Genomic DNA, 22,410 nt, shown 5'->3' on the forward strand with positions numbered 1-22,410 from the left:
ATGTTCGCCAAGCTCACCCGCAGCCTGATCGCCTTCGGCGTCGTGTTCGTCGCCTACCAGGCGTACGCGCTGATGCTGGCGCCGATGATCGACCCGCCGCGCACGACGCAGGTCGGCGGCAACGCCGGCGCGATCGTGACCGTCAGCCCGGTCGCCAAGTACCAGCAGCTGCTGTCGGCCTACTTCCCGGCGGGCCACTGGTCGCTGGCGGGCAAGCCGAAGGTGATCGAGAGCGGCCAGGTGATGATGATCGTGGACGACTACGTCCGCGACAACACCGGCCGGGTCAACCTGACGAAGTGCGCCGTGCTGGTCTTCCCGACTCCCCGCCGTCCGGGCGCCGCCGCGCCCCGCGACGCCGTCGTCATCGAGGCGCCCCAGGGAGCCAAGCTCCAGTTCGACCGCAACTTCAACCCCTCGCGGGGCAGCATCGGCAACCTGGTTCAGGGGCACCTGCCCGGCCAGATTACCATCCGCAGCGACATGCAGGACCCGGGCCCGGCCGACGACCTCGAGATCACGACCTCGGACTTGCAGATGAACGAGACCCGCATCGTCTCGCTGGGGGTGGTCTCCTTCCGGCTCGGCAAGAACCGCGGCGGCGGCGAGCACATGGAGATCTTCCTGCTCGAAGAGGAGTTCAAGAAGCCAGGCGCCAGCGGCTTCGGCTTCAATGGCGTCAAGTACCTCGAGATCCTTAAGAGCGTCCGGCTGGAACTGCAGGTTGACAAGCTCAACCTCAGCGAGGAAACCGTCGCCCACGCTACGCAACCACGCCGGGTCCAGCTCACCGCGGCCAGCGTCCCTACGCCCAAGAGCGGCGCCGGTGTGTGGGCCGGCGCGGGTCAGCAGCCCTCGGTGTACGCCGCGCCGCGGACCGCCACGCGGCAGCCGGTCGCCACGCCCTCGCCACCGCTTGAGGTGGTCTGCAAAGGCTCCTTCCAGCTCAACTTCTTGGACTTCACCGCCACGTTCAACAAGGACGTGCTGGCGACCCAGCTCAGCCTCACCGGGCAGAGCGACCAGCTCACCTGCGAGCAGCTTGCCATCCGCTTCTCCGACGAGTCGCTCTCGCCGCAGACCTCGCCCGACCTGGCCGAGGAGCAGCGGAGCGCACTTTCTGACCTGAAGCCAACGCTGCTCGAGGCGACCGGCGAACCGGTCAACATGAACTCACCCTCCCGCGGCGCCCGTGCCCGGGCGCGGCGACTGCGGATCGAGCTCGAGTCGCGCGACCTGACGCTCGACGGCGGATCTCCCTACCTGATGCAGGGGGGCAACGAGCTGCGGGCGCCGGTCATCCGGTACCGCCACCCCAGCAAGGACGACCCCGCGCCGATCGGCCGCTTGTGGTTAGCCGGCCCTGGTCAGATGCGGGTCGTGCCGAAGGCCGAGAACCCCCAGGAAGTCATCGAGGCCCACTGGAACGCGGTCCCCGGGATGGAGTTCCCCGTGCAGCTCAACCGCGAGAGCGGCCAGCCGGTGCTGATGGTCGAGGGCCGCCCGCAGATCATCAGCTCACGCGTCGGCCGGATCACGAGCGACCGGCTGCGGGTCGCGTTCCGTGAGGTCGCGCCCGACGGCAAGGAGGGCCCCGCGATCGAGGTCGGCAGCGGCGAGCGCCTAGCGCTAATGCCCGAGCGGATTAACGCCATCGGGGCGGTGCAGCTCGAGTCGCCCGAGCTCAGCGGCAAGACCAACGAGCTGGTGGTTTGGATCCGCCCAGAAGACAACTCACTCGAGCTATCGGCGCCCAACTCGGAAGCCGCTGGCTTTGCTGGCGGCGGGAGCGGCACAACCAGCGTCCGCACGCCGCAGAAGACCTACCACCTGGTCTCGCAGAAGATGCAGCTCGACCTGCTGCTGCAGGGCCGGCGCGCGAAGCCGGCCAACCTGATCTGCCAGGGCGCGGTCCGGTTTACCGAGGACGCGCCGCAGGGCTCGGCCCAGACGCCGCTGAGCGTCGAGGGCGCGCGGCTTAAGGTCAGCGACCTCGAGTCCGGCTCGATCAAGGTCCGCGTGGACGGAGCAGACAACCAGAACGACGCGGCCGCGCTCGCCGAGATCGTCGCCCAGGGGCTCACGCTCCAGGCCACCACCGTCAACCTCGACCAGGCCGCCAACCGCATGTGGGCCGACGGCGCGGGCAACGCCCGCGTCAGCGTCGATCGCGACTTGTTCGGGCAAACCACCAACGCCGCCCAAGCGCTCCACCTCAAGTGGCGTGGCGGACTGAACTTCGACGGGCGGGCGATCACCGTCAAACAGGATGTCCTGGGCGAGGGGCCGCACGACTGGGTCCGCTGCCAGCAGGTCACCGCCACGCTGTCGCGGCCGATCAACTTTGTCAACTCGCGGGGCAGCTCACGCAACATCGAGATCGCCAAGATCGAGTGCGAAGGCGGCGTGACCTTGGACCACCGCGCGGTCGACGCCGGAGGACAAACCTCGCACGAGCACGGCACGCTGGCCTCGCTCTCGATCGACCGCTCCACCGGCGACATCAGCGGGCAGGGCCCCGGCTGGATCCGCAGCGTGCGTCTCGAGAACGCCGGCGGCCCGCTGACGTTGTCGACTCCAGGCGCCGCGCCGGCCAAGCCGTCCGGCAAGGGGCTGCAGTTCCTGCGGGTCAAGTTCCTCCGCGGCGTCACCGGCAACATCCTGGAGGGCCGCCGCCAGGTCAGCTTCCACGGCAACGTCGAGTCGGTCTTTGGGCCGGTGCTCGAGTGGGAACAAGAGCTGCCGATGTTGCACCCGCGCGGGCTGCCACCAGACACCGGCACGCTGAAGTGCGATCAGCTAACTGTCAACGAAGACCCGCTGGCCCGCTTCACTGGTTCCGCCCAACCCACCGAAGGGCTCGGACCGATCGAGCTGCGCGCAACGGGCTCGGTCGAGATCCAAGGCGCGGCCAAGGACAAGGGCCAGTTCACCGCCTACGCCAAGTCGGCCAGTTACAGCAAGGCAAAGGAAGAGTTCATCCTCGAAGGCGACACCCAGTCTCCTGCCAAGCTCTACCAGCAGGACCAGCCCGGCGGCCAGCCGAAGGTATTCCAGGCCGGCGCGTTGCACTACTGGCGAAGGACGGGCAAGGTTGCGATCAACGACTTTAGCCACGGCAGCTCGGGGCCGCTCGACTCTGCCCAGCGGCCGGGCATGCCCCAGCGGCCTTCGGTGCGCTAGGCCGCACGCTGTATCACCCCTGCAAATAGTTATGGCAGGTGACATAACCGCGGTTGCGGCAGCAGTGCGCGCGCAAGGCTAATTTTCAGTGAAAACCCGCGCCGGATGATTGACGCCCGATGCCGCCGGGCTTACCGTGCGTAAAGAGTCAACAGGCGGCTCTGCCCTGACGATTGCCCCGGCGAATGGAACGCTCGGTGGCGGCAGCAACAGGCGGTTCCGAAACAGGCGGTTCCGATCGATTGACTCGAGCCCTGCTGAGGGCCCAACTCGGAACCTTCAAGATCATCTCAGGCAGCGACCAGGGCAAGCAAGCCGGTCGGCCTTACAACGCTAGCGATCGACGCCGAACGACTTCTATCGAAAGTCGCCTCCCGATCGGGAGCCAATCGCCAGACCTGGCGCCAGGTCTGGCCCCACTTAGCGACCAAGCTCTGAGACGTAACCGTGGTTTCGTTGTCGAGTGCGTGAGCTCTAGGCGCTGCCAAGAAACGACGCGTACTAGCAAGACAGCGTGCGGGAGAAAATACGAGAAGCGAACTGAAGGAGGCTGGACGAGCCCTCCGCCAACCGACGGGCGACACGACTGGGTTCCCCCAATCGATACTCGCTCCATGTACGACACCCTGGGTTAGGCATCTTTGATTCTTTGCCTGTCGTGTGGTTGGAGGGCTCGTCGAGCCTCCTTTGGTTTTGCGCTGGTGTGCTGGTGGGGTCCTTGGGGGTGAATTCGTTAACCGGCGGTTGGTTATTGCTACGCCGCCCGTTGTAGAGACGCTCGGAGACAGACGCCCTGGCGGGCGATGCTGGGTGCGGTCGCTTGATTGAGTACGGTAGCCGCCGATTGATTGTTTTCCTGACGCGAAGAAATTCTTTGCGGCTTCGCACGCCGTGGGCGTCCCCTACTGGCTGATGATCGAGCTGACCGTGGCGAATCCCTGGCCCCAGATCAGCTCGAGCGGCACCGCCGCGTAGACGCCGCGGGTGAAGACCTGCTCGACCACCTCGTCGACCACCTGGATCGGGTTCTTCGGCACCAGCACAATGTCCGAGTCGTTGAGCCAAATCTCGTCGGCTGGCGTCGGCCGGCGGCCGTACAGGGCGCCGCGGAGGTCGATCATGGTCGCCATCAGACGCCAGTCCGGGCCGCGGCGGAACACCACGACCTGCCGCAGGTTCGATCCGACCTGCCAGCCGCCGGCCAGCGCGATCGCCTGCATGGCGGTAGTCGGGCCCTCAAGCTCAAACCGCCCCGGCTGCGCAACCTCGCCCACCACGTAGATGAACCGCTGGGCCCGCTTCGACAAGTCGACCGTGACCGTCACGCCCGGGATGGTGTTGGCGTAGCGGGAGTCGATCTCGAGCTTCGCCTCGGCTAGAGTCAGGCCCTGGACGTAAACGCTGCCGAGCCCGGGCAGCTGGATCTTGCCGGCCGGGGTCACCACCGCCGACAGCTGGCGGCCGCCGTTGATGGCCCCGCGGGCGTCGACCGTCTCCAGCAGGTCCTCAAGCCGGGTGTTCACCTGGATCGGCGTGACCGTCATGGTCGGGGCGCGGTAGTACTTGGTGTAGCGCTCCTCGAGGTCTTCCTGCAACGCCTCGATGGTGCGACCCGCCGCGGGCACGCGGTTGACCAGCGGCAGCTTGATAGTGCCGTCGGGCTGGACGATCAGGTCGCGGTTGAGGGAGTCCTCGTTGGTGGTCGTGCCGGTCCCCGATGAGCCGGTGTTGCCGCCGGCGGTGAGCGACTCGACCCGCACGACGTCGCCGACCTGCAGCGTGTACGAGCCGGGCTGGATCTCACGCGTGCGGAGGAAGAATACCGACAGCGTGTCGTCGACCCGCAGTCGGTACTCGGGCACGTGTGCAGTCCGCGCGTGGCCGACATACTCTCCCTGGGCGTACGACTGCCACGGGGTGCAGCAGCTGCGGGCGTCCCATCCGACCTCGTATTGGCAGCCGCCGCGGGCGCTGTCGACCGCCCAGATGGAGTGCGGCGCCGCCGGGCCCAGGCTCTGGCACAGCCGCACCGGCTGGGCCCTGCCCGCAACAGCACGGTACTCGGCCGTCACGGGCGCTGTCGAACGACTCTGCTCTGGCTTTGACGCCGCCGCGGACTTGTGCTGCTCGGCGGCCTTCGGCGAAGCCATCGGGCGTAGCAGCACAACCAGCGTGACGGCGATCATGCCCGCGAGAGCGGGGGTGCGGAGGCGATTGAGGGGCATCGTAGCGCTTCGTCCGGTGCGTTAACGGAAGGTAGTCTGGCTGCGGACCGGCGTCGCCGTGCGGTTGGTTGGCGCCTGCGGGGCGGGGCCCTGCGCGGCCGGAACGGGCGTCGGTGGGGCGGTGGCCGTGTCGGGCGAGCCGACCCAGATCCGCCTAGCGAACCGCTTCACGCCGCCGAGCGGCGAGGACGACGGCTGCTCGGCGGCCGGTTGCTGGGGACTCGGCAGCGAGGCGACCGCCGGCTGGGGCGGGGCGCCGGCCGGCGAGGACTGCCGCGCCAGCTGGTCGGGGGCGACCCACTGGACGCCCTGCTCGCGGCTGAACGCGCCGTCAGTTCGTTCGGCCATCGCGAGCCGCTCGGCCTGCTGACTGGTCTCGGCGGCGAGGCGGTTCTGGCCGAGCTTGTGCTGCACGTGGGCCAAGTTGCGGTAGACGGTCGAGCCGCCACCGCTGGTGATTGATTGCTGCAACGCGACCGCGGCCTTGTCGTAGCGGCCGACCTTCGCCAACCCGACGCCCAGCTCGTTGGCGGCCATGTGGTTGCCGTTGTGGGCGGTGAGCGCGGCACGGTGCATCGCGAGCGAGAGCTGCCGCTCGGCGGGGGACTTCTCGACCTCGGCCAGCCGGTCGTAGGTCTTGCCGAGGCCGTACAGCGCCATCGAGCCGGCCTGCTCGCCCGCCACGGAGGCGGCCAGCTTCTGCTCGGCGAAGCGGTAGTAGAGAGCGGCTGCCTCTTGCGGCAGGGTCCACTCGGCCCGGCGGTGGTTGCGCAGCATCGGGGTCTGGTGCGAGGCCGCGACCTCGGCGACCGTCAGCTCCTTGCTCACGGCTCCGCCGGGCAGGAAGTCCTGGGCCTCGTCAAGCGCAACCAGGCCCTCGTCGAGCGCGCGGCTGAACCGGTCGGTCGAGCCGTCGGCGTCCCGCGCCAGGGCGATCACACGCATGGCGTCGACAAACCGCTCGCGGGCGGCGTACAGCGCGCCGTGCCGCCCCAACGCGAAGGCGGCCTGCACCTCGGGGGCGACGCGTTGACTGATGTCGCCGGCGGCCGGGGTGTAGGTCAGCAGCTCGTCGCGGGGGATGTCGGCGGCGAACGCGGCCAGGTCGTCCTCGTAGAAGTCGCGGGGCGCCAGCGGGGTGATGTCGGCCGCGGGCGCGGGCGGCTCCGTGGCCGGCTGAGCCGCCTCGGCGACGCGCGGACCAGTCGGCGCGAAGTACGGGTTCTCGATCTCCTCGGGCGCCGGCGTCGGCTGCTCGACCAGCACCGACTGCTCGTCTGTGGCGAGGTCGTCCGGCGCGAGGAGCGTCGGCGCGAAGGCCTCGCCGCCCAGGCCGTGGGTGTTGTACTCGTCGGTGTCCGGCAGCCACGGGGCCGCGTCGGGCGCCGCTGGCTCGAATGGGTCGGTCGCCGGGGCCGCCAGCGTCGGGGCCGCCAGCAACGGAGCCGCCAGCAGTGGGGCGCCAAGCGGCTCCACGGCGACGCCGCTCGAGGCGACCGGCGGCAGCAGGGTCACGGTCGGCAGCGTTGAAACGAAGGACCGTGACGCTGGGGCGGCGGCTTCCCAACTGGGGTCCCAAACAACCTCGGGCGGGGTCGCCGGGGCGCCGAACTCCGCCTCGTCAGCGGCGGCCGCCGACAACCGGACCTCGCGGTCGCGGTAAGCCCAAACCAGCGCTGCTCCGCAGAGCAACGCGGTGGCGAACAACACGAAGTTGCTGGGCTGGCGTTCGTTTGGGCCGGCGTCCATAGCTTCCTTACAGTCGACTGCAACATCCCTGAAGCGGCGCAGAGCGACAGCCACGCGACCGATCTCTCTGCACAGAAAGCAATTCGACGCGCCCGCACCAAGACAACCAACAAAAGCGTCGTGATCGCGCCCCCCGAGGGTGGGCCGCACCGGCGCATCCGTCACAGTCGGACGCAGACTGCCAGCCCGCCGGCCCCGGCGCCAGCAATGCTAGCGGCCGTTCTGCCGCAAGCGGAGCTACTCAAACAGCCGCCGCTGGGCGTCGGGCGCAAGTGGCTGGGCGTCGTACCCCAGGGCCCGGAGTTGCTCGTCGAAGCCGGGCGGGCCGTGGGTGGTGGCGACCCGTCGCGGGCGGACCAGCCGCACCAGCTCGACCAGCTCGTCAAAGTCCGCGTGGTCCGACAGCGGCAACGCGTGGTCGACCTTCAGCCGGAAGCGGGCGCCGGGGTCAATCGCCCAGCCGGTCAGCGTGATCGTCTCGACGTCGCCCATGCCGGCCAGGCGGAACGCGGGCATGGTCCGCGGCAGGGTCACGACCACGTGGCCGGCCAGGGCGGACCCGTGGTAGGCTCCAACCTCCGCCCCCTCGCGGCCGAGCGCCACGCCGCACCGCTCGTACACGCGGCTCACCTCGTAGATCGAGGGGTGCTGCAGCACCGGCAGGCCGTGCGACGTGAGCATCGCGGTCACCTCCTGCGACTTGCCGAGCTGGTACGCGTGCACGACCGGCGTCTTGCCGTCGGCCAGGATCCGACGGACCAGCGCGATGAACTCGCCGATCACCTCCGCGCGGGGCGGCATCCGCCGCTTGGGGTTGCCGAAGGTGGTCTCCATGACCAGCAGGTCGGCCTCGGGCGGCTGGGCCCGCTGCGCCGTGAGCGACTCGCCCAGCTTGAAGTCCCCCGTGTACAGCAGACGCTGCCCGTCGACCACCGCCAGCAGCATCGCCGAGCCCAGGCAGTGCCCGGCCGGCAGGGCGGTGAGCTTGGCGCCCTGGTAGTCGAGCGGCTCGCCGTACGGCATCTCGATCACGCGCCGGGACGCCCCCAGCCGGTGCCGGTACAACGCCGCGGTGGCCGGCGTGCAGAGGGCCAGCTCGTGCCGGGCGATGTGGTCCGCGTGCGCGTGCGACACAAACGCCCGCGGCTGCCGCCGGGGGATGTCGATCGCCAGCCGCGGCCGGGTGAGCATCAGTCCGTTTTCGTAGTGGAACAACGCAGCAGATTCCGGTTTTTGGGTTCGATCTCAGTGGTCGCCATCAGCAGGTTCGCCAACCAGTAGCCGGCGGGCTACGCCTCGCTGATTGCCACCGGAAGGGTTTTGTCCACCGGGTTTTGTCCGCCACCCGTCTCAGCGTCACAGGGAACGCTCAGCTAACGTTGCGATTTGACACGGCTATAGCAGCCTCAAACACGCCGCCCGCTGCTGACCCGCTAGCCGGGTATTGTCCGATTTAACGCGCGGAGGGGACAAAACCCCCGCGCGCGATTCCGCTGGAATAGGGCCCCCACGCGGCGGACCGGTCTACCGTGCGCGCAGCAGCCTCCGCAAACTGCCCGCTTCCGCCGGCAGCTGTTTCCCTCCGGCACACGCCCAAGTTGCTCTGGCGCACCCTCTATTGGACCGCGCTCGGCGGTTAGTATCTACAACGAAATGGGAGAACACCCCGATTCGCCCTGCCTGCTGCCGCCGCTGTGCCTGCCTGCTGCCGCCGCTGTGTCCAAAGAGCCGAAACGCTATCATAGCCGGTTCGCCTCGAGCTCCCGGGGGACGTTCAACCCGGAGCCGCGCCCCGGAACCCGGATTGCAGACGTGCCGCTACTCGACCTGATCCTGCTGGCCATCGTTCAGGGCCTGACCGAATTCCTGCCCGTAAGTTCCTCGGGTCACCTGGTGGTCACCAACGCGATCCTCCAAGCGCTGGGCGGCGAGCAGGTCAACTTCGACGAGATGCTCGAGGTCAACATCGTGCTGCACGTCGGCACACTGCTGGCCGTGGTGGTGTTCTACTGGAAAGAGCTCGTTCGGATGCTCGGCACCGACCGCCGCGTGGCGCTGCTGCTGATTGTCGGCACCATCCCGGCGGCGGTGATCGGCTTCCCCCTCAAGCACTACGCCGAGGAGACCCTCAACAGCCCGCTCTTGGCCGGGCTGATGTTCCCGGTCACCGCGGCGATCCTCTACTTCGGCAGCCGACAACGCCAGGACGACGGCGGCGACGACTACCAGAACCTCTCCTTCGGCCGCGTGCTCGGCATCGGCGCCATGCAGGCGCTGGCGCTCTTGCCCGGCATCTCGCGGAGCGGGTCGACCATCGCCGGCGGGCTGCTGGCGGGCCTCAGCCGCCAGGCGGCCGGAACGTTCGCGTTCCTGTTGGCCGTGCCGGCGATCGGCGGGCCGGGTGCGATTGAGGTCGTGAAGCTGATCAAGCGGTCGGGCGAAGAGGCCGGCGTCCGCGCGGTGGCGCCGCTCGACCTGACCATCGCGGCGGTGGTGTCGTTTGTGGTTGGTTACCTGGCCCTGTGGCAGCTGCTGCGGTTCGTGCGGCAGGGCAAGCTGGCGATGTTCTGCTGGTACCTCGTGCCGCTGGGCGTCGTCGTGACCGCCTGGCAGCTGTGGCTCCGCACGGCGGGCTAAGCGAAGCCAACGGCAGGCTCTGCGAGCCGGTTTCTGTTCGCAAACGCGCAGCGGGTCGCTTATCCTAGAGGCTCCTGATAGGCAGTCTCCTAGGCCCACAGCAGGCGACGCGGCGTGTTCTTCTTTTTCCCGGTATCCACCGACGCCCCGGTCTACCATTGGCCGTTTGCGACGGTTGGCTTGATTGCCGCCAACATCCTCATCTTCGTCGCGTCGGTGGCGGGCGCGCTGCCCAATGGCGGCGAGGAATGGATGCTGCTCTACGGCGAAATCAATCCGCTGCAGTGGCTCACCTCGGCGTTCATGCACGCCGGCATCGGGCACCTGCTGGGGAACATGGTGTTCCTGTGGGTCTTCGGGTTGGTGGTTGAGGGGAAGATCGGATCGCTCCGCTTCCTCGCCTGCTACCTAGGCATCGCGGTCCTCGAATCGGCGGCCGAGCAGGCGTTGTTCCTCAACTATCAGGGGTCCGTTCCCGGATCGCTGGGCGCCTCGACCGCGATCTACGGCATCATGGCCATGGCGCTCGTGTGGTCGCCCGTCAACGAGATTCAGTTCTACTATTTCTGCTGGTTCTTCTACTTCGTTTCCGCCGGTACGTTCGAGGCGGCAATCTACCTGGTCTGCCTCGGTTACGTCGGCTTGGACATCCTCTACCTAATCCTTTACCACGCGTTGGGCCCCGCCGTCGGATCGGCGTCGGGTTGGTTGCACCTGGCCGGTTTTGCGATTGGCTTCCCGTTGGCGATCGCGATGCTCAAGACCAAGGCCGTGGATTGCGAGGGCTGGGACATGCTGCACGCCTGGAACGGCGACACGCCTTCCGCAGCCAAGGAGGAGGCAAAGAACCTCAAGCTCTTGGAAAAACGCCGCGCGAAGCAGCAAGAGCACAAGGCCCAACTAGCGGTCGACGCCCACGAGCAGCTGGCCCTCTACCTCCAGAACGCCAACGGCCTGGCCGCGCTCAAGCTGCTCGAGAAGCTCAAGGCCGACCACGAGCTCGACGTCGAGCTCACCGAGCCCGAGCTGGTCCGGCTGATCCCGCTGCTGCACCAGGCCGGCAAGTACCGCGAGTCGGCCGCCTACATGGCCCGGCTGATCGAGCTCCGCGGCGACCAGACCGCCGACCCGGTGCGGCTGAAGCTCGCCCAGATCTGCGTGGTCGAGCTCGGCAAGCCGGCCCGGGCGATGGACCTGCTGCACGCCATCGACGCCAAGGCGCTGCCGGCCGAGCACCTGAAGCTCGCCAAGAAGATCGCCGCCAAGGCCCGCGTGCTGCAGCAAGAGGGCGAGCTCGAACTCGACGACGGCGTTTGGTGAGTGGCGTTTGGTGAAAACACTCCCTCCCCCTCCGGGGGAGGGCCGGGGTGGGGGTGACGTGGGTACCCGGGTTCCTCTCAAGGGAAGCCGACTACCGGGGCGCCCCCGGAGAGGGAGGGAAACCCTTTAGTCCTCTGCCTTCAGCCGCCCGACGGTCGACTGGAAGTACTTCTTGCGACGCACCTCGTTGTCCTGGCTGGCGGCCGACTGCCGCTCGTTGAGGTCGTGCAGGTTCGCGACACACAGCCGGCAGCCGACAGTCTCGAGGTGGAACCGCACGTAGTCGGCGTGCCCGCGAGAGAGCACCCCCAACGCGTAGCTGCCGAGCTGCTCACGGCTGGGGCAGGTCAGCCGCCGCCGCCGCCACACCGCGCCCAGCGAGTGCACGCCGGCGTCCCGCCGGGCGTTGAGTTCAACCAGCCGCTCGGCCAGCGTCGGGTCGTCGCGCAGGGACTGCTCGATCGCCTGCATCCGCTCCGCGGGCAGGGCCTCGTCGAGGTACGCTTCGAGTTCGGCGGCGGTGTGCATGGTGGGGGTGGCTGGTAGGTGGTGGCTAGTAGCTACAGAAGATTTCGCCTCAACTCCCCCTCCCTCGCAGGGAGGGGCTAGGGGAGGGTGAAAGGTCTCAACCCCGGGTTGGCATGTTCAGCGTGTGAGTTTCAAAGGACAGGCCAGAGGACAGGTGAATTCAACCAACTTTGCGGCGGGTGACCCGCCCCCAGTCCCTCCCTCGCAGGGAGGGGGGAACTTGCGGGCGTAGCTTAGCTGCCGCCCAGCGTCCCTCAACCACCGCCTACTCCTCGTACAGCTCCGGGAAGATGTCTTCGCTGAGCTGCTGCTTGCGGACCTGCGAGCGGATTCGGGCAAGGAAGTCGTACTTGAAGTTGGCGACCTGCTGCTCGCTCAGCGTCAGCTCCTCGGCGACCTGCTTGTTGCCCCAGCCGCGGGTGAACAGCAGCTCCATCACCATAATCTTCTGGTAGTCGTCCTTCTCGCACCAGCGCTCGAACTGGTCCTCGAGCGCCTCGGCCAGCGCCTGCTCCTCGAGGCCCTTGCGCTCGCCGCTGCGGGCGATGCTGCTCGCGCCGCGGGCCCCGCCGGGCAGGTCCCACGCCTCGCCATCGGAGCCGTCGGTCGAGCTGAGCGGCAGGGCAGGGCGGCGCCCCTCGCGGCGGAGGTAGTCGGTCAGCTTGTGGGCGGCGATCGAGAACAGGTAGCCCTCGAGCGGGCGGCGGGCGTCGTAGTTGGGCAGGCTAGTCAGGAAGCCGATGAAGGTCTCCTGCACGACGTCCTCGCTGGCGGCGCGGCGCCGCAGGCGGCTCTCGACGAACGCCAGCAGCCGGCCCTCGTACTCGCCGATCAGCCGGTTCCAGGCGTCGGGCTTGCCGAGGCGGATCTGTTCGATCAGCAGGGCGTCGGGGTTGGTCGCTTCGGGCATATCGGGGATTGGGTTCGCCGGGACCGGCCACTAGATGACAATGCCCATGGCTTCGAGGACAACGGCCAGTAGTAACACCCCGATTATCGCTGCCGGCACGCCGATAAACAACCGCTTGGTGTAGTAGCCCTTGGTCGCCTCGTCGAGCTTCAAGAGGCCGAACACGCCCCCCAGTAGCAGCAGGACCGCCCCCGTGAGCAGCGTGAGCCCGTTTACTAGATCCCCCCGCCGCCACACCTTGTAGGCGTGGTCGAGCTGGTCAGAAAAGTCCTGGTCGAACTCCAGCCGCAGGTACAGCACCTTCATGTCCTGGCCCGCCCCCGGGGAGTAGACCGATTCGACATGCTGGTCGACAGCGATATCGCGGAGCAGCGTTCCCTCGGAAAAGCCTAGGAGCCGCAGCAACTCTGGCGAAGGCTGGCGTGGCAGACGACGCCCGGCGAACTCGCACGCACTCTCCATCAGCGGCTTGCTAACCTTGTCGAAGCACTCATCGACCGTCGCGTAGGGTCCAACCTCAATGACGCGGCGGTACACCTCGCCGATCCGCGGCGGGGTGTTGGTGACCCAGTCCGGCAGGGCCGCGGGCGCGGCGTCGGCTGCCGGCGCGGGCGCCGCGTCCGCCAGCGCGGGCTGCTTGACGCCAGCCTCCCCGTCCGCGGCGGGGTCGTCGCTGCTTGTTTCGGCGGTGGGCGCCTCGTCGGCGACGTTGTCCGCCGAGCTGCCCGCGTCGGCCGCGTGCTGCTCCCTGGCGTGGACCAGCGCCTGGTGCAGCTTGTCGCCGACGACATCGGCCTGGAAGCCTCCGCTCATACTGATCTCGCCGGAACCATAGTTGATCTTCAGGTTCTTGCCATCGGATAGCCAGATCTTCTTGATCTCGCTGATCGCGTTGTCGATGTCGATCTGTTCGTTGTAGGTCAGCTCGCGGCCGTTGACGACAACGGTGTACGACTGCGGCGGCGCCGAAGCCCCCTCCTCCTCAAGCCGGATCCGCGGCCTGGTGATCTCGTCCCACGCCTCGCCGGCGGTCAGTGGGGGAGCTGCCTCGTTGCTGACGACCGCCGCGGGTCGCGACGTGCTGGGCGTGCTGAGGGACAGATAGTTCATCACGACGATCAGCACCATCAGCCCCAGCCCGGCAAGCCCCAGCCACCCGGTCGCCGTAAGGCCGCGGTCGCGGTTGAGCAGCTTCATTACGGCAAACAAGATCAAAGCCACGACGGCGACACCGGCCCACGACATCCGGATACTAACCTGATCCGGGACCCGGATGCTTACCTGAGCCGGGTTGGGCGCCATGGTGTGGCCCTCTTCGTGCCAGTGGACGTCGTGGTTCTGGCCGCGCATCTCGGCAGATACCGCGTGCGTCTGGCTGACGGCTTGCGCGTGGCGGGCCGCTGCGTCGTTTTGCATCGCAAGCCGCCACGCGACTACCCCGCCTCCTACAAACAGGATAACCGCCAACAAGACCGCTCCGATCGGACGGGTCTGCTTGTTGAAAAACAGCCCCGCCAACAGGCTCACGCCGAAGAAGACCAGGCCCGCAAGCACTAGGAGGGCTAACAAACTGACACCAGCAACCGCCATGGGATTCGCCACCAAGGGGAACTCGTTTGGACCGACTCGCATCGCAGGCGACCACTCGCCGACGGCGGGTTATTCGCCGCGGGCGAGCCGATCTTGGGGCGGCTAAACCGCGGTTTGCGCCCGCGCCATCTCCGCCCGCTTGCTGGGCGGCAGCCACGGGCTCGCCAGCATGGTCGACGCGGCGATCACGCCCGCCACCAGCATGCCGGCCGGCTGTGGGTACCACCAGACGAAGTGCAGCAGCCACGCAGCGGTCACCAGGCCGGCAACCGCCCCCAGGCTGAGCCGCTTGCGGCGCGTCGACTCGGCCAACCGCCACCAGCGTGGGATCGCCATCAGCAGGGCGAAGTACGCCATCGACACCGCCGCACCGGGGGCGACCAGCCCGCGGTCCCAGCCTGATCGGAGTTCGCGGTGGCCCGCGAACGCGCCGTCCATCAGGTTCTTGTTCGGGGCGGGGCCGAAGTCGTGCACCGCCGGCAGCTCCAGCGACATGCCGTCGCCGAGCCCGAAGGCCACGAGGCCCACCAGCGCGCCCAGGCCGAGCAGGATCGCCCGCATCGGCGCCTGGTCCTCGGCGCGGGCCTCGGTCAGGGAGTTGGTCAACAACACGCTCCAGCAGCCGAGCGTCGTGACAATGGACATCCACAGGTGCAGCGCCTGCCAGTCGCTTTGGTCCTGCCCGCTGAGCATCCAGGTCACAGCGCCGGCCGAGGCCAACAGGCACAGCGCGCCCGAGGCCAGCATCGCGCCGATCAATTGGGTGACGCGGCCGCGGGTCGGCTGCCGCCGGATCTGCTCGTGGGCAATCTCTTTCCAGGGCCGCGGGCGGGGTCGGTGCACGACCATCTTGGCCCCGGCCTGCTGCTGGCCCGGGGAAAAACCCTGCGGCGCGGCCGCCGCGCGGCGCGCCTGATGGGCCCGCACGCCCGGCTTGAGCATGATCGTCCACACGACGTAGTACACCGCGTAGAAGACCGCTAGCATGATGGTCAGCGGCGCCCAGATGGTGAGCGTGCTGATCAGCGTCATGATGCCAACCACGATCAGCAGCCCCTGCACCAGCGGGGGCATGTTGGCGTCGTGCCAGCCGGCCTTGGCCTTGGTAAAGACGTCGCGGAAGGCGGCGTACATCGGCTCCTCGACCGCCGGTCGGCGCGGGCCGCCGGTGCCGCCCGGCGTGGGGTCGTCGTCGTAGCCGGCGTACCGCTCGGCGCGCGGCCGCGGATCGGGGTCACGCGGGCGGCGTGCCTGGTGGGCGTCGCGGTTGGGCGCCGGACCGGCCGCCTGGGCGGACGACGTGTGCTGCGCGCCGTGCGGCGCCGACGACGGCAGCATCGCCACCAGCTCGTGGACGCTGCTCAGCCGCACGTCGGGGTCCTTGGCGAGCGCCCGGCGGACGATCTCGCGGTACGGCTCGTCGATGGCTTCAAGATTGGGCTCGGCGGTCAGGTGCTTCATCAGCACCTCGCCGACGCTCTCGCCCTCAAACGGCACGTGGCCGGTGAGCATCTCGTACAGCATCACGCCGAGGGCGTAGGCGTCGATCTCGCGGCCGTAGCGGCCGTTGGCGATCTCGGGCGCCATGTAGTGCACCGTGCCGACACTCTCGGTCTGGCCGCTGCGGCGGCTGCACGAGATGAACTTCGACAGCCCGTAGTCGCCAATCTTGACCACGCCCGGCTCGCCCATCGACGCGCTGGCCGTGTCGAGGAAGATGTTGCCCGGCTTGAGGTCGCGGTGGACGATGCCGTGGTCATGCAGGTAGCCGACGCCGGCGGCGATGCCGCGCAGCCACCAGCCGACCTCCGCGGCCGGCATCCCATTGGGGTGGGCCTCGATGGCGTCCTCCAGCGACTGCCCGCTGACATACTCCATCACGACCCACTGGTCGTCGAGGTCGTCGGTGCGGATGTCGTACAGGTCGACCAGGTTCTGGTGCTTGAGGTTCAGGCAGTGCCGCACGCCCCGCAGCTCGACGTCCAGGTTGCGTCGGATCAGCTTCAGCGCGACCTCTTTGCCTGCGTCGCTGGCGGCGAAGTACACCTCGCCGAACCCGCCGCGACCGACGCCGCGCTTGATCGTGAACCCGTCCAGCGGTTTCGAGCCGCTCGGGTAGAGGAACTTCTCCGGCGGTCGGGCAGGGGGCCCGTCGCCCTGCGGGTCGGCTCCCAACGGGTCGGCGCCGCCCGGACCTTCACCACCCCGCCCGCCGCTAGACCCAGAGAGGGCGGCTTGACCGGGATCAGACATCGGCAGGTTCATAATAGGGGGCCGGTTAGGGGAGTGTTCGACGTTTTCGGGGAAGGGTTCGTCCTATCGATTCGGGGCGCCCCGCGGCGGCTGCGCCGCGGTTCCCCTTTAGACTTGTTCGACGCTGACAGAAAAATCTTGCCCCTCGAGTCGGGTTGTCTCGCCGAGCGTCACCGGGCCTTCGATCTGCCGACCGTCGACCGTCAGCGGGCCGCGGGTGCGGCAGCACAGCTCGCCGTCCTGCCGGTAAATAATCAGCTCGTCCGCCCACGGCCGGCAACGCACGTGGCTGTGGCGCGCCGGGCCCATCACGCAGCTTTCCGCCATCAGCAGCACCGCGTCGGCCGAGGGGGTCGTCTTGTGCCCGCTCTCGATAACCAGCCGCGCCGTGGCGCTGAGCGCGTGGGGCTTGGTAAACCGGATCCGCACGCCGTCGCCGAGCTGGATCAAGTGTTCGGCGTCCAGCACCACGGGGCCGCTCAGCAGCTCCCCGTCTAGTTTAGTCGATCCGATCGGCTCGAGCACGTAAGACCCGCTCTCGCGACGCAGGATCGCGTGCCGCCGGGAAATATCGGCCAGAATCGGCAGATCGGGGCTCGCCCCCCCCGCCGGCTGGCCAATCACGATCTGGTCGTCCAGGCAAACCAGGAAGCCCCCGACAGCGTCCACCCACAGCATCCGGCGGTCGGCGGGGGGCTTGCCCACAGAGGTATCTTCCTTGGTCGGCGAGGGTGCGTGAGTGGTCTCACGGATTGCCCTCGCCAGCCGACGCGCCTCCGACCGGCCGTGGCGGCCCGGCTCGTGGGGAACGGACTCTCCGTGGCTGTTCATCCTGCCAGATTCCCCAGCGGTACGCAAAGGCTTGTAGGGCCGCGTCGCGTCGAGCTCCAGCTCGCGCCATGCGCGGCGGCGCAGCCGCACCGCCTCGCCGTCCCGCGGGGCCGCCGCCAGCACGGCGTCGGCGTTGCGGAGCACGGCCGACCAGTCCCGCTGCGTGGCCGCGGCGCTGAGCTCCTGGGCGGCCGCCCGGTGCCGTGCGGCCCGCTCGCTAATAGCGGACGCCGCCTGCTCGACCACCGGACGCAGCTGCTGCGGCAGCAAACTGGTCGTGTCGCCGCAGAGCACCGCGACGCAGCGTTGGAGCTTGTCGGTTGCGCGGGTCGAGTCGCCACAGTCGGCGTGCTCGAGCGCTTCGGACCAGCAGCGGGCAATCTCGGTCAGCAACCGCAGGGCCGGCGTGTCGACTCCGCGGCGCTTGCCGCGACGCAGCAGCTGCAGCGCGGAGTCGGGCGCGTACGCCGCGAGCCGCTCGGTCGCCTGCTGCTCGACCCGCTGGGCGTAGTCGAGGCGGATGGCGTCCGCCTGGGCGCGGTGGGCGCCAAGCTGATCGATGGCCGCCAGGTCGGCGAAGCCGGCGCAGCTCTGGCCCCACTCGATCCGCTGGGCCGCCCGCTCGGCGTACTTCTTCGCCAACCCGTCGGCGAGCCTTTTGGCGGGGAGAAAACCCTGCAGCTGGGGATCGTTCAGCGCGGTGAGCGCCTCTTCGAGCCGCCCGGCCACAAGCGCCCGCCGTGCCTCAACCAGTTTCAGACGCCACTGGAGCATGGGACCGACGTTTCCAGGTACAAAAAGGGCATGAAAAAGAGAGCCGGGGCGTCCGCCCCGGCTCTCAGACCAATCACATTCGCTGCTACTCGAGCTCGATGCTGGCGGTCAGCACGCGGGACTCGGGCTTGGCCGGCTGCTGGTCGCCAAAGTAGGCGGCGACCTGCTCGCTCACGTCCTGCGAGTCGGCGGCGTCCAGCGGGATCTCGGCCGCGTAGTTGGTGTCCGCGTTGGCCAGCTTGGCCGCCACGTCCAGCCGGGTGCGGATGTCGGTGATCAGCTCCTTGGCGCGGGCCAGCTGGCTGTCGTCGAACACTACATCACTCGAGGCCTGGGCGACCTCCACCAGCTTGCGCTTCGCCTGCAGGTTGGTGATGTCAGTCTCCAGCTTCTGCTGGGCGCTGATCATCGCGGTCAGCTTCTGCCGCGCGGCGTCCAGGTTCTTGGCCCGGGCGTCCCGCATGCTGGTGAGGTGGGCGAGGGTCTCGTCGCTCACCTTGTGGCGCTCGAACCGGCGGCACAGGTCGGCCTTCACCTCTTCGCGGCTGTAGCTGCGGCTGGCGTAGCTGAACACATTGCCGCCGTCCTGCAGGTCGGACTGCAGACGCATGATCTCGGACTTGCTCTTCTCGGCAGTCTCCTCCGACGCGGCGATCCGCTCGTTGAGCTGATCCAGCTCAATCTCTTCCTTCGCGATCACGTGCATCGAGTTGCGAATCTCTGGGGTCAGGTCGGCAACCATGTTGCTCGCCCGCTCGATCTGGAACTCGATCGGCACACTCTGTTCGACGCTGCTCGTGACGCCGCGGTAGGCGGTCTTCATGTAGCTGGCCGCGTTGGTCCCAAACAGCAACCCGCCGGCCAGGCACGCTCCCAAACCGGTGACAATGACTTTTTTCAACATGGCTCGCTCGCTCCGAAAACGGGGGGCGCCGCCAACGCTAGGGCAGGGCGACGCGGAAAACGTGAGATCCTGGGTCGACCAGCCGGGTGATTGCCGACGGTCTAGTGAGGAATTCGCCGCTCCTGACGCCATCTTGGAAAAGTACAAAGTTTTTTTGCCCCTCGCCCGAAGAGCCCCGCTTGGCCACCCTGCCGGCGCCGCCCCCATCGACCCAAACTGCTACCCTGATGGCACTTGCGACGCGGCCGGGGTGCCCGCCGCTAGGCCGATGGAGTAGATTGAAGGGAACCCCGCGGTGTGCCGTCTCGTACGGGATGGGTCGCCGCCGCTCGAGACCCCTGGATACCGCTATGCCTACCCGCCTGCCCGCTTTCCAAATCCCCGCTGCCCGGGCCACCGCTGCCCAGAGCCTAGGAGCCTGCCTGCTCGCCCTCGGCCTGGGCTGCACCCCCGTCGAGCCGGCCGCCCAGATCGACGTCGACGCCGCCCGCCAGGAGCTCGTGCTGACCGAAGAGCCAGCCGACCCCCAGACGGCCCTCGACCTGAGCGAGCGCGAGGGGGGCTTCGACGAGGGCGACGTCGTGCTGGTCGGCCAGGTCGGTGGCATGCCCAACCCGTGGGGCGACGCCGAGTCCGAGTTCCCCTGGCGCGCCGGCGAGGCCTCGTTCTTCATCGTCGACCCGTCGACCGTCGCCGAGTTTTCCGGGCACGAGCACGACGCAACCGAGGACCACTCCGACTGCGTCTTCTGCCAGAAGCGGGCCGCCGACAGCGTGCACTCGGTGGCCGCCGTCACGTTCAACGGGCCCGACGGCAAGCCGCTGCCGGTCGACGCCCGCAAGCTGTTCCAGATCGACGCCGACGACATCGTCGTGGTGAAGGGGTTCGCAAAACGCATCGGTGGCGACCTGCTCGTGGTGGACGCCAAGGGTCTGTACGTCCGAAGATAGTCCAACACGCCTGCCCGGCGTCGCTGTTCCCGTCCGCATGACAAGGAGGTCATGATGCTTGCGTTGCTGATGCTGCTAGCGGTCGCCGCTCCCCAGTCGAACGCCGCCCCGCCGGCCCAATCGCAGCCGCAGACCCAAACGGCGAACAAGCCGCTGCCGCCCGGCGTCGTGCAGGTGCAGCTCGACTCGCTGCACTGCCCGAGCTGCGCGAAGCAGATCGCCCGCAACCTCTACAAGACCCCCGGCGTGATGCGTGTCCGCACGGACATGAAGAAGGACCAGGTCTGGATCACCGCGCAGCCCAAGAAGCAGCTCGACCTGGCCCAGGTCTGGCAGGCGACCAAGATCAAGGACGCCGCGCCCGTCACGCTGCGGATCGGCGACCGGGTGTTCGCGGCGAAGGACTTCGAGAAGGCGGCCGAGACAGCGGCCCGATCAACGCCCGCGGCGCAACGCTAGAGCGACCGGTAGGCCTCCAGCGTTTGGTCGAGCATCCGCGTGTTGAGAAAGTGTTGCTGCCCACGCCGATAGGCCGCCGCGCGCAGCGAGTCCAGCGCGGCCGGGTTCTTAGCGTACTCGCACAGCAGCTCACCGAGCGCAACGGCGTCGCCCGCCGGGTACAGGCGCCCGGTCTGGCCGTCGTCGACCAGTTCTGGTGTGCCGCCCGTGGCCGAGGCCAGCAGCGGCAAGCCGTCGACCATCGTCTCACAGACCCACAGGCTGCAAGGCTCGGGGTCGATGCGGCACTGCAGGCCGAGGTGGTACCGCTGGTGCCGCTCGCGGAGATCGGTGCAGAACCCCATGAAGCGAATAGCCTGCTCCGCGCCGGCCGCGGAGATCCTGCGACGCAGGCCGTCGGCGTAGTCGTTGTCGTCGATCGGCCCGCCGTAGATGTCGAGGCAGACGTCGTGCCCGCGCTGCCGAGCGGCGATCACCGCCTCGACCGCGGTGTGGTGCCCCTTGCTCGACTGCAACCGCCCGGCCACCAAGCACTTGACCGGCGGCGCCGCAGGCGCGTCGGCTAATGCGTCGAACAGGCGCGGCGCCGCGTTGCGAATGGTCATCGAGCGGACCCCGCAGCCCTGCCAGTTGTTGGCGATAAAATCGCTAGCAGGCAGCAGCAGGTCCGCGCCCCAGCGTGCGAACCGGTGGCTGAGCACGCCGCCCAGCCCGCCAAGCCGCTGCGGCTTCATGTTGTTATTAATCTGCCACACCGACTTGTAGCCCAAACGCCGCATGTAGCCGGCGATCATCTGCTGCGGCTTCCACTGGGTGTGGACGACCTTAATCCCGCGGCCGTCGAGCAGCTCATGAATGCGGCGGGCGTCGCGCTTCGCCTGCCGCATCGCCAGCGGCGCGGTCGTGACGGCGCGGATCGAGTTGCCGTCGCGGAACGCGGTGAGCCCCTCGACCAGTTCGACCCGGGCGCCGTGCTCGACCAGCCAGTCGTGCGTGTAGCCACGCCCCATGCAGACAAAGGTCATCTCCGGCCAACCCTCGGCGTAGAGCCGCTCGATGGCGCCGATGCCGTAGACCTCGTCACCCTTGACGAGCATCGCTACGTTTTCTGGGGTAATCATAACTGCGCAGTTGTAAAATTCGTCGGGCGGCCCCCTTGATTGGCGCCACCGCCTCAATGCCGGAAGCTAGCCTCGCTTGGGCGCCAGGACAGACAACACCGGCAGCCCCAACAGGTACTTGAACCGCAGCAGTCTGAGGTTCCAACCAAGCACCCGACGGTACAGGCGGCGAGCCTCCTTCGGGTGACCCTGCTTTACCAGCCGGTGACTTAGCCCCCTCACCAGGAACGATAGGTATGCTCGGCGGTCCCGCTGTCGCTCAGCGCCGCCAGGGAACTCTCCTCGGTGCTCAGCGTCGATCAGATAGTTCAATCCGCTGACAATGCCGTCGCAGGATTCCATCAGGCTCACTTCGTGCCTGAGCACCCCAACCAGTGGCGGCGATACGATCTGGCAGAAGCCGGCGTCGATCCCCATGCGCATGACCAGCACCTGGTCCTCCGCGCAGCGCAGGTCGGGGTGGAAGCCGCCCACCTCTAGCATTCGCCGGCGGTCGACAACCATCACGTTCGACCCGCAGTACAGGCCTCGCTTGGCGGCGGCGAAGAAATCGGGATAGCCGCGCGCGTCTAGCGGGGGCTTTTCATTGCAACGCCACTCGCTCGGGTCCGAGAGGATCTGCGGCGTGAGCAGCATCAATCGCGGGCGGTGCTCCTCGATCGCGGCGGCGATGTACTCGAGCGTCCATGGCGCCCAGGCGTCGTCGCTGTCGAGAAACGCGATGTAGTCGCCGCTGGCGCGCGCAGCGCCGTTGTTGCGTGCGGCGCCAGGCCCGGCGTTCTCCTGCTGGATGAACATGATCTGGTCGCTGTAGGACGCCACGACTTCGCTGGTGTCGTCGGTGGACCCGTCGTCGACGAGGACGATCTCGTCGGCCGGCCGAGTTTGCGCGAGAGCGGAGTCTAGACACCCGCGCAGCAGGTTCGCCCGGTTGTAGGTCGGTATCACAACAGAGATCCGCGCGTCGGCCGCCATG

General features: G+C 68.2%; 16 protein-coding genes. 5 read left to right on the plus strand and 11 right to left on the minus strand.

Features of this window, described 5'->3' with window-relative positions; genetic code table 11:
• Positions 1-3,183, plus strand: a complete 3,183-nt coding sequence (locus Pla123a_RS17710; protein WP_146589418.1) for a hypothetical protein — start codon at positions 1-3, stop codon at positions 3,181-3,183.
• A 902-nt stretch (positions 3,184-4,085) separates the two neighbouring features.
• On the opposite strand, the gene Pla123a_RS17715 is transcribed toward Pla123a_RS17710, so the two are convergent.
• The 3 genes from Pla123a_RS17715 to Pla123a_RS17725 form a co-directional block, all read right to left on the minus strand.
• Positions 4,086-5,408 carry a polysaccharide biosynthesis/export family protein gene (locus tag Pla123a_RS17715; protein ID WP_146589419.1) on the minus strand — a complete coding sequence of 441 codons (1,323 nt, stop codon included), beginning with the start codon at positions 5,406-5,408 and terminating at the stop codon, positions 4,086-4,088.
• Positions 5,409-5,429: 21 nt separating this feature from the next.
• Positions 5,430-7,157: a hypothetical protein gene (locus tag Pla123a_RS24720; protein ID WP_197528076.1), complete on the minus strand. Its 1,728-nt coding sequence runs from the start codon at positions 7,155-7,157 to the stop codon at positions 5,430-5,432.
• A 237-nt stretch (positions 7,158-7,394) separates the two neighbouring features.
• A complete protein-coding gene (locus Pla123a_RS17725) occupies positions 7,395-8,372 on the minus strand; it encodes an MBL fold metallo-hydrolase (RefSeq protein WP_146589421.1) in 978 nt (325 codons plus the stop codon).
• 597 nt (positions 8,373-8,969) lie between these two features.
• Here Pla123a_RS17725 and Pla123a_RS17730 point away from each other — a divergent pair.
• Entirely contained in the window at positions 8,970-9,794 is an 825-nt protein-coding gene (locus tag Pla123a_RS17730; RefSeq protein ID WP_197528077.1) for an undecaprenyl-diphosphate phosphatase, read from the plus strand.
• 114 nt (positions 9,795-9,908) lie between these two features.
• On the plus strand, positions 9,909-11,114 hold the full coding sequence (locus Pla123a_RS17735) for a rhomboid family intramembrane serine protease (RefSeq protein ID WP_146589425.1): 1,206 nt from the start codon (positions 9,909-9,911) through the stop codon (positions 11,112-11,114).
• A gap of 126 nt (positions 11,115-11,240) precedes the next feature.
• Here the strand turns inward: Pla123a_RS17735 and Pla123a_RS17740 are convergent, their stop codons facing one another.
• From Pla123a_RS17740 to Pla123a_RS17765, 6 genes are all read right to left on the minus strand, one after another.
• Complete coding sequence (locus Pla123a_RS17740; RefSeq protein ID WP_146589426.1) at positions 11,241-11,642, minus strand: hypothetical protein; 402 nt, start codon at positions 11,640-11,642, stop codon at positions 11,241-11,243.
• A 265-nt stretch (positions 11,643-11,907) separates the two neighbouring features.
• The gene (locus Pla123a_RS17745; protein ID WP_146589428.1) at positions 11,908-12,552 is read right to left on the minus strand and encodes an RNA polymerase sigma factor; all 645 of its coding nucleotides are present in this window, start codon (positions 12,550-12,552) and stop codon (positions 11,908-11,910) included.
• A gap of 30 nt (positions 12,553-12,582) precedes the next feature.
• Entirely contained in the window at positions 12,583-14,121 is a 1,539-nt protein-coding gene (locus Pla123a_RS17750) for a hypothetical protein (RefSeq protein WP_146589429.1), read from the minus strand.
• A 123-nt stretch (positions 14,122-14,244) separates the two neighbouring features.
• Entirely contained in the window at positions 14,245-16,395 is a 2,151-nt protein-coding gene (locus Pla123a_RS17755) for a serine/threonine-protein kinase (RefSeq protein WP_146589432.1), read from the minus strand.
• A 108-nt stretch (positions 16,396-16,503) separates the two neighbouring features.
• The gene (locus Pla123a_RS17760; protein ID WP_146589435.1) at positions 16,504-18,000 is read right to left on the minus strand and encodes an FHA domain-containing protein; all 1,497 of its coding nucleotides are present in this window, start codon (positions 17,998-18,000) and stop codon (positions 16,504-16,506) included.
• An 85-nt stretch (positions 18,001-18,085) separates the two neighbouring features.
• The gene (locus Pla123a_RS17765) at positions 18,086-18,904 is read right to left on the minus strand and encodes a hypothetical protein (protein WP_146589437.1); all 819 of its coding nucleotides are present in this window, start codon (positions 18,902-18,904) and stop codon (positions 18,086-18,088) included.
• Positions 18,905-19,254: 350 nt separating this feature from the next.
• Between Pla123a_RS17765 and Pla123a_RS17770 the strand changes: the two genes are divergently transcribed.
• Positions 19,255-19,854, plus strand: coding sequence for a hypothetical protein (locus tag Pla123a_RS17770; RefSeq protein ID WP_146589439.1), 600 nt, complete (start codon positions 19,255-19,257; stop codon positions 19,852-19,854).
• A gap of 54 nt (positions 19,855-19,908) precedes the next feature.
• Positions 19,909-20,313 (plus strand): heavy-metal-associated domain-containing protein, encoded by a 405-nt coding sequence (locus Pla123a_RS17775; RefSeq protein ID WP_197528078.1) that lies wholly within the window; start codon positions 19,909-19,911, stop codon positions 20,311-20,313.
• Here Pla123a_RS17775 and Pla123a_RS17780 read toward each other — a convergent pair.
• Both Pla123a_RS17780 and Pla123a_RS17785 read right to left on the minus strand, forming a co-directional pair.
• Entirely contained in the window at positions 20,310-21,434 is a 1,125-nt protein-coding gene (locus Pla123a_RS17780) for a glycosyltransferase family 4 protein (protein WP_146589442.1), read from the minus strand. The two genes, Pla123a_RS17775 and Pla123a_RS17780, sit on opposite strands and share 4 nt — an antisense overlap.
• A 66-nt stretch (positions 21,435-21,500) precedes the next feature.
• Positions 21,501-22,409 (minus strand): glycosyltransferase family 2 protein, encoded by a 909-nt coding sequence (locus Pla123a_RS17785; protein ID WP_146589444.1) that lies wholly within the window; start codon positions 22,407-22,409, stop codon positions 21,501-21,503.
• Position 22,410: the final 1 nt, after the last annotated feature.

Source organism: Posidoniimonas polymericola (assembly GCF_007859935.1).
GTDB lineage: Bacteria > Planctomycetota > Planctomycetia > Pirellulales > Lacipirellulaceae > Posidoniimonas > Posidoniimonas polymericola.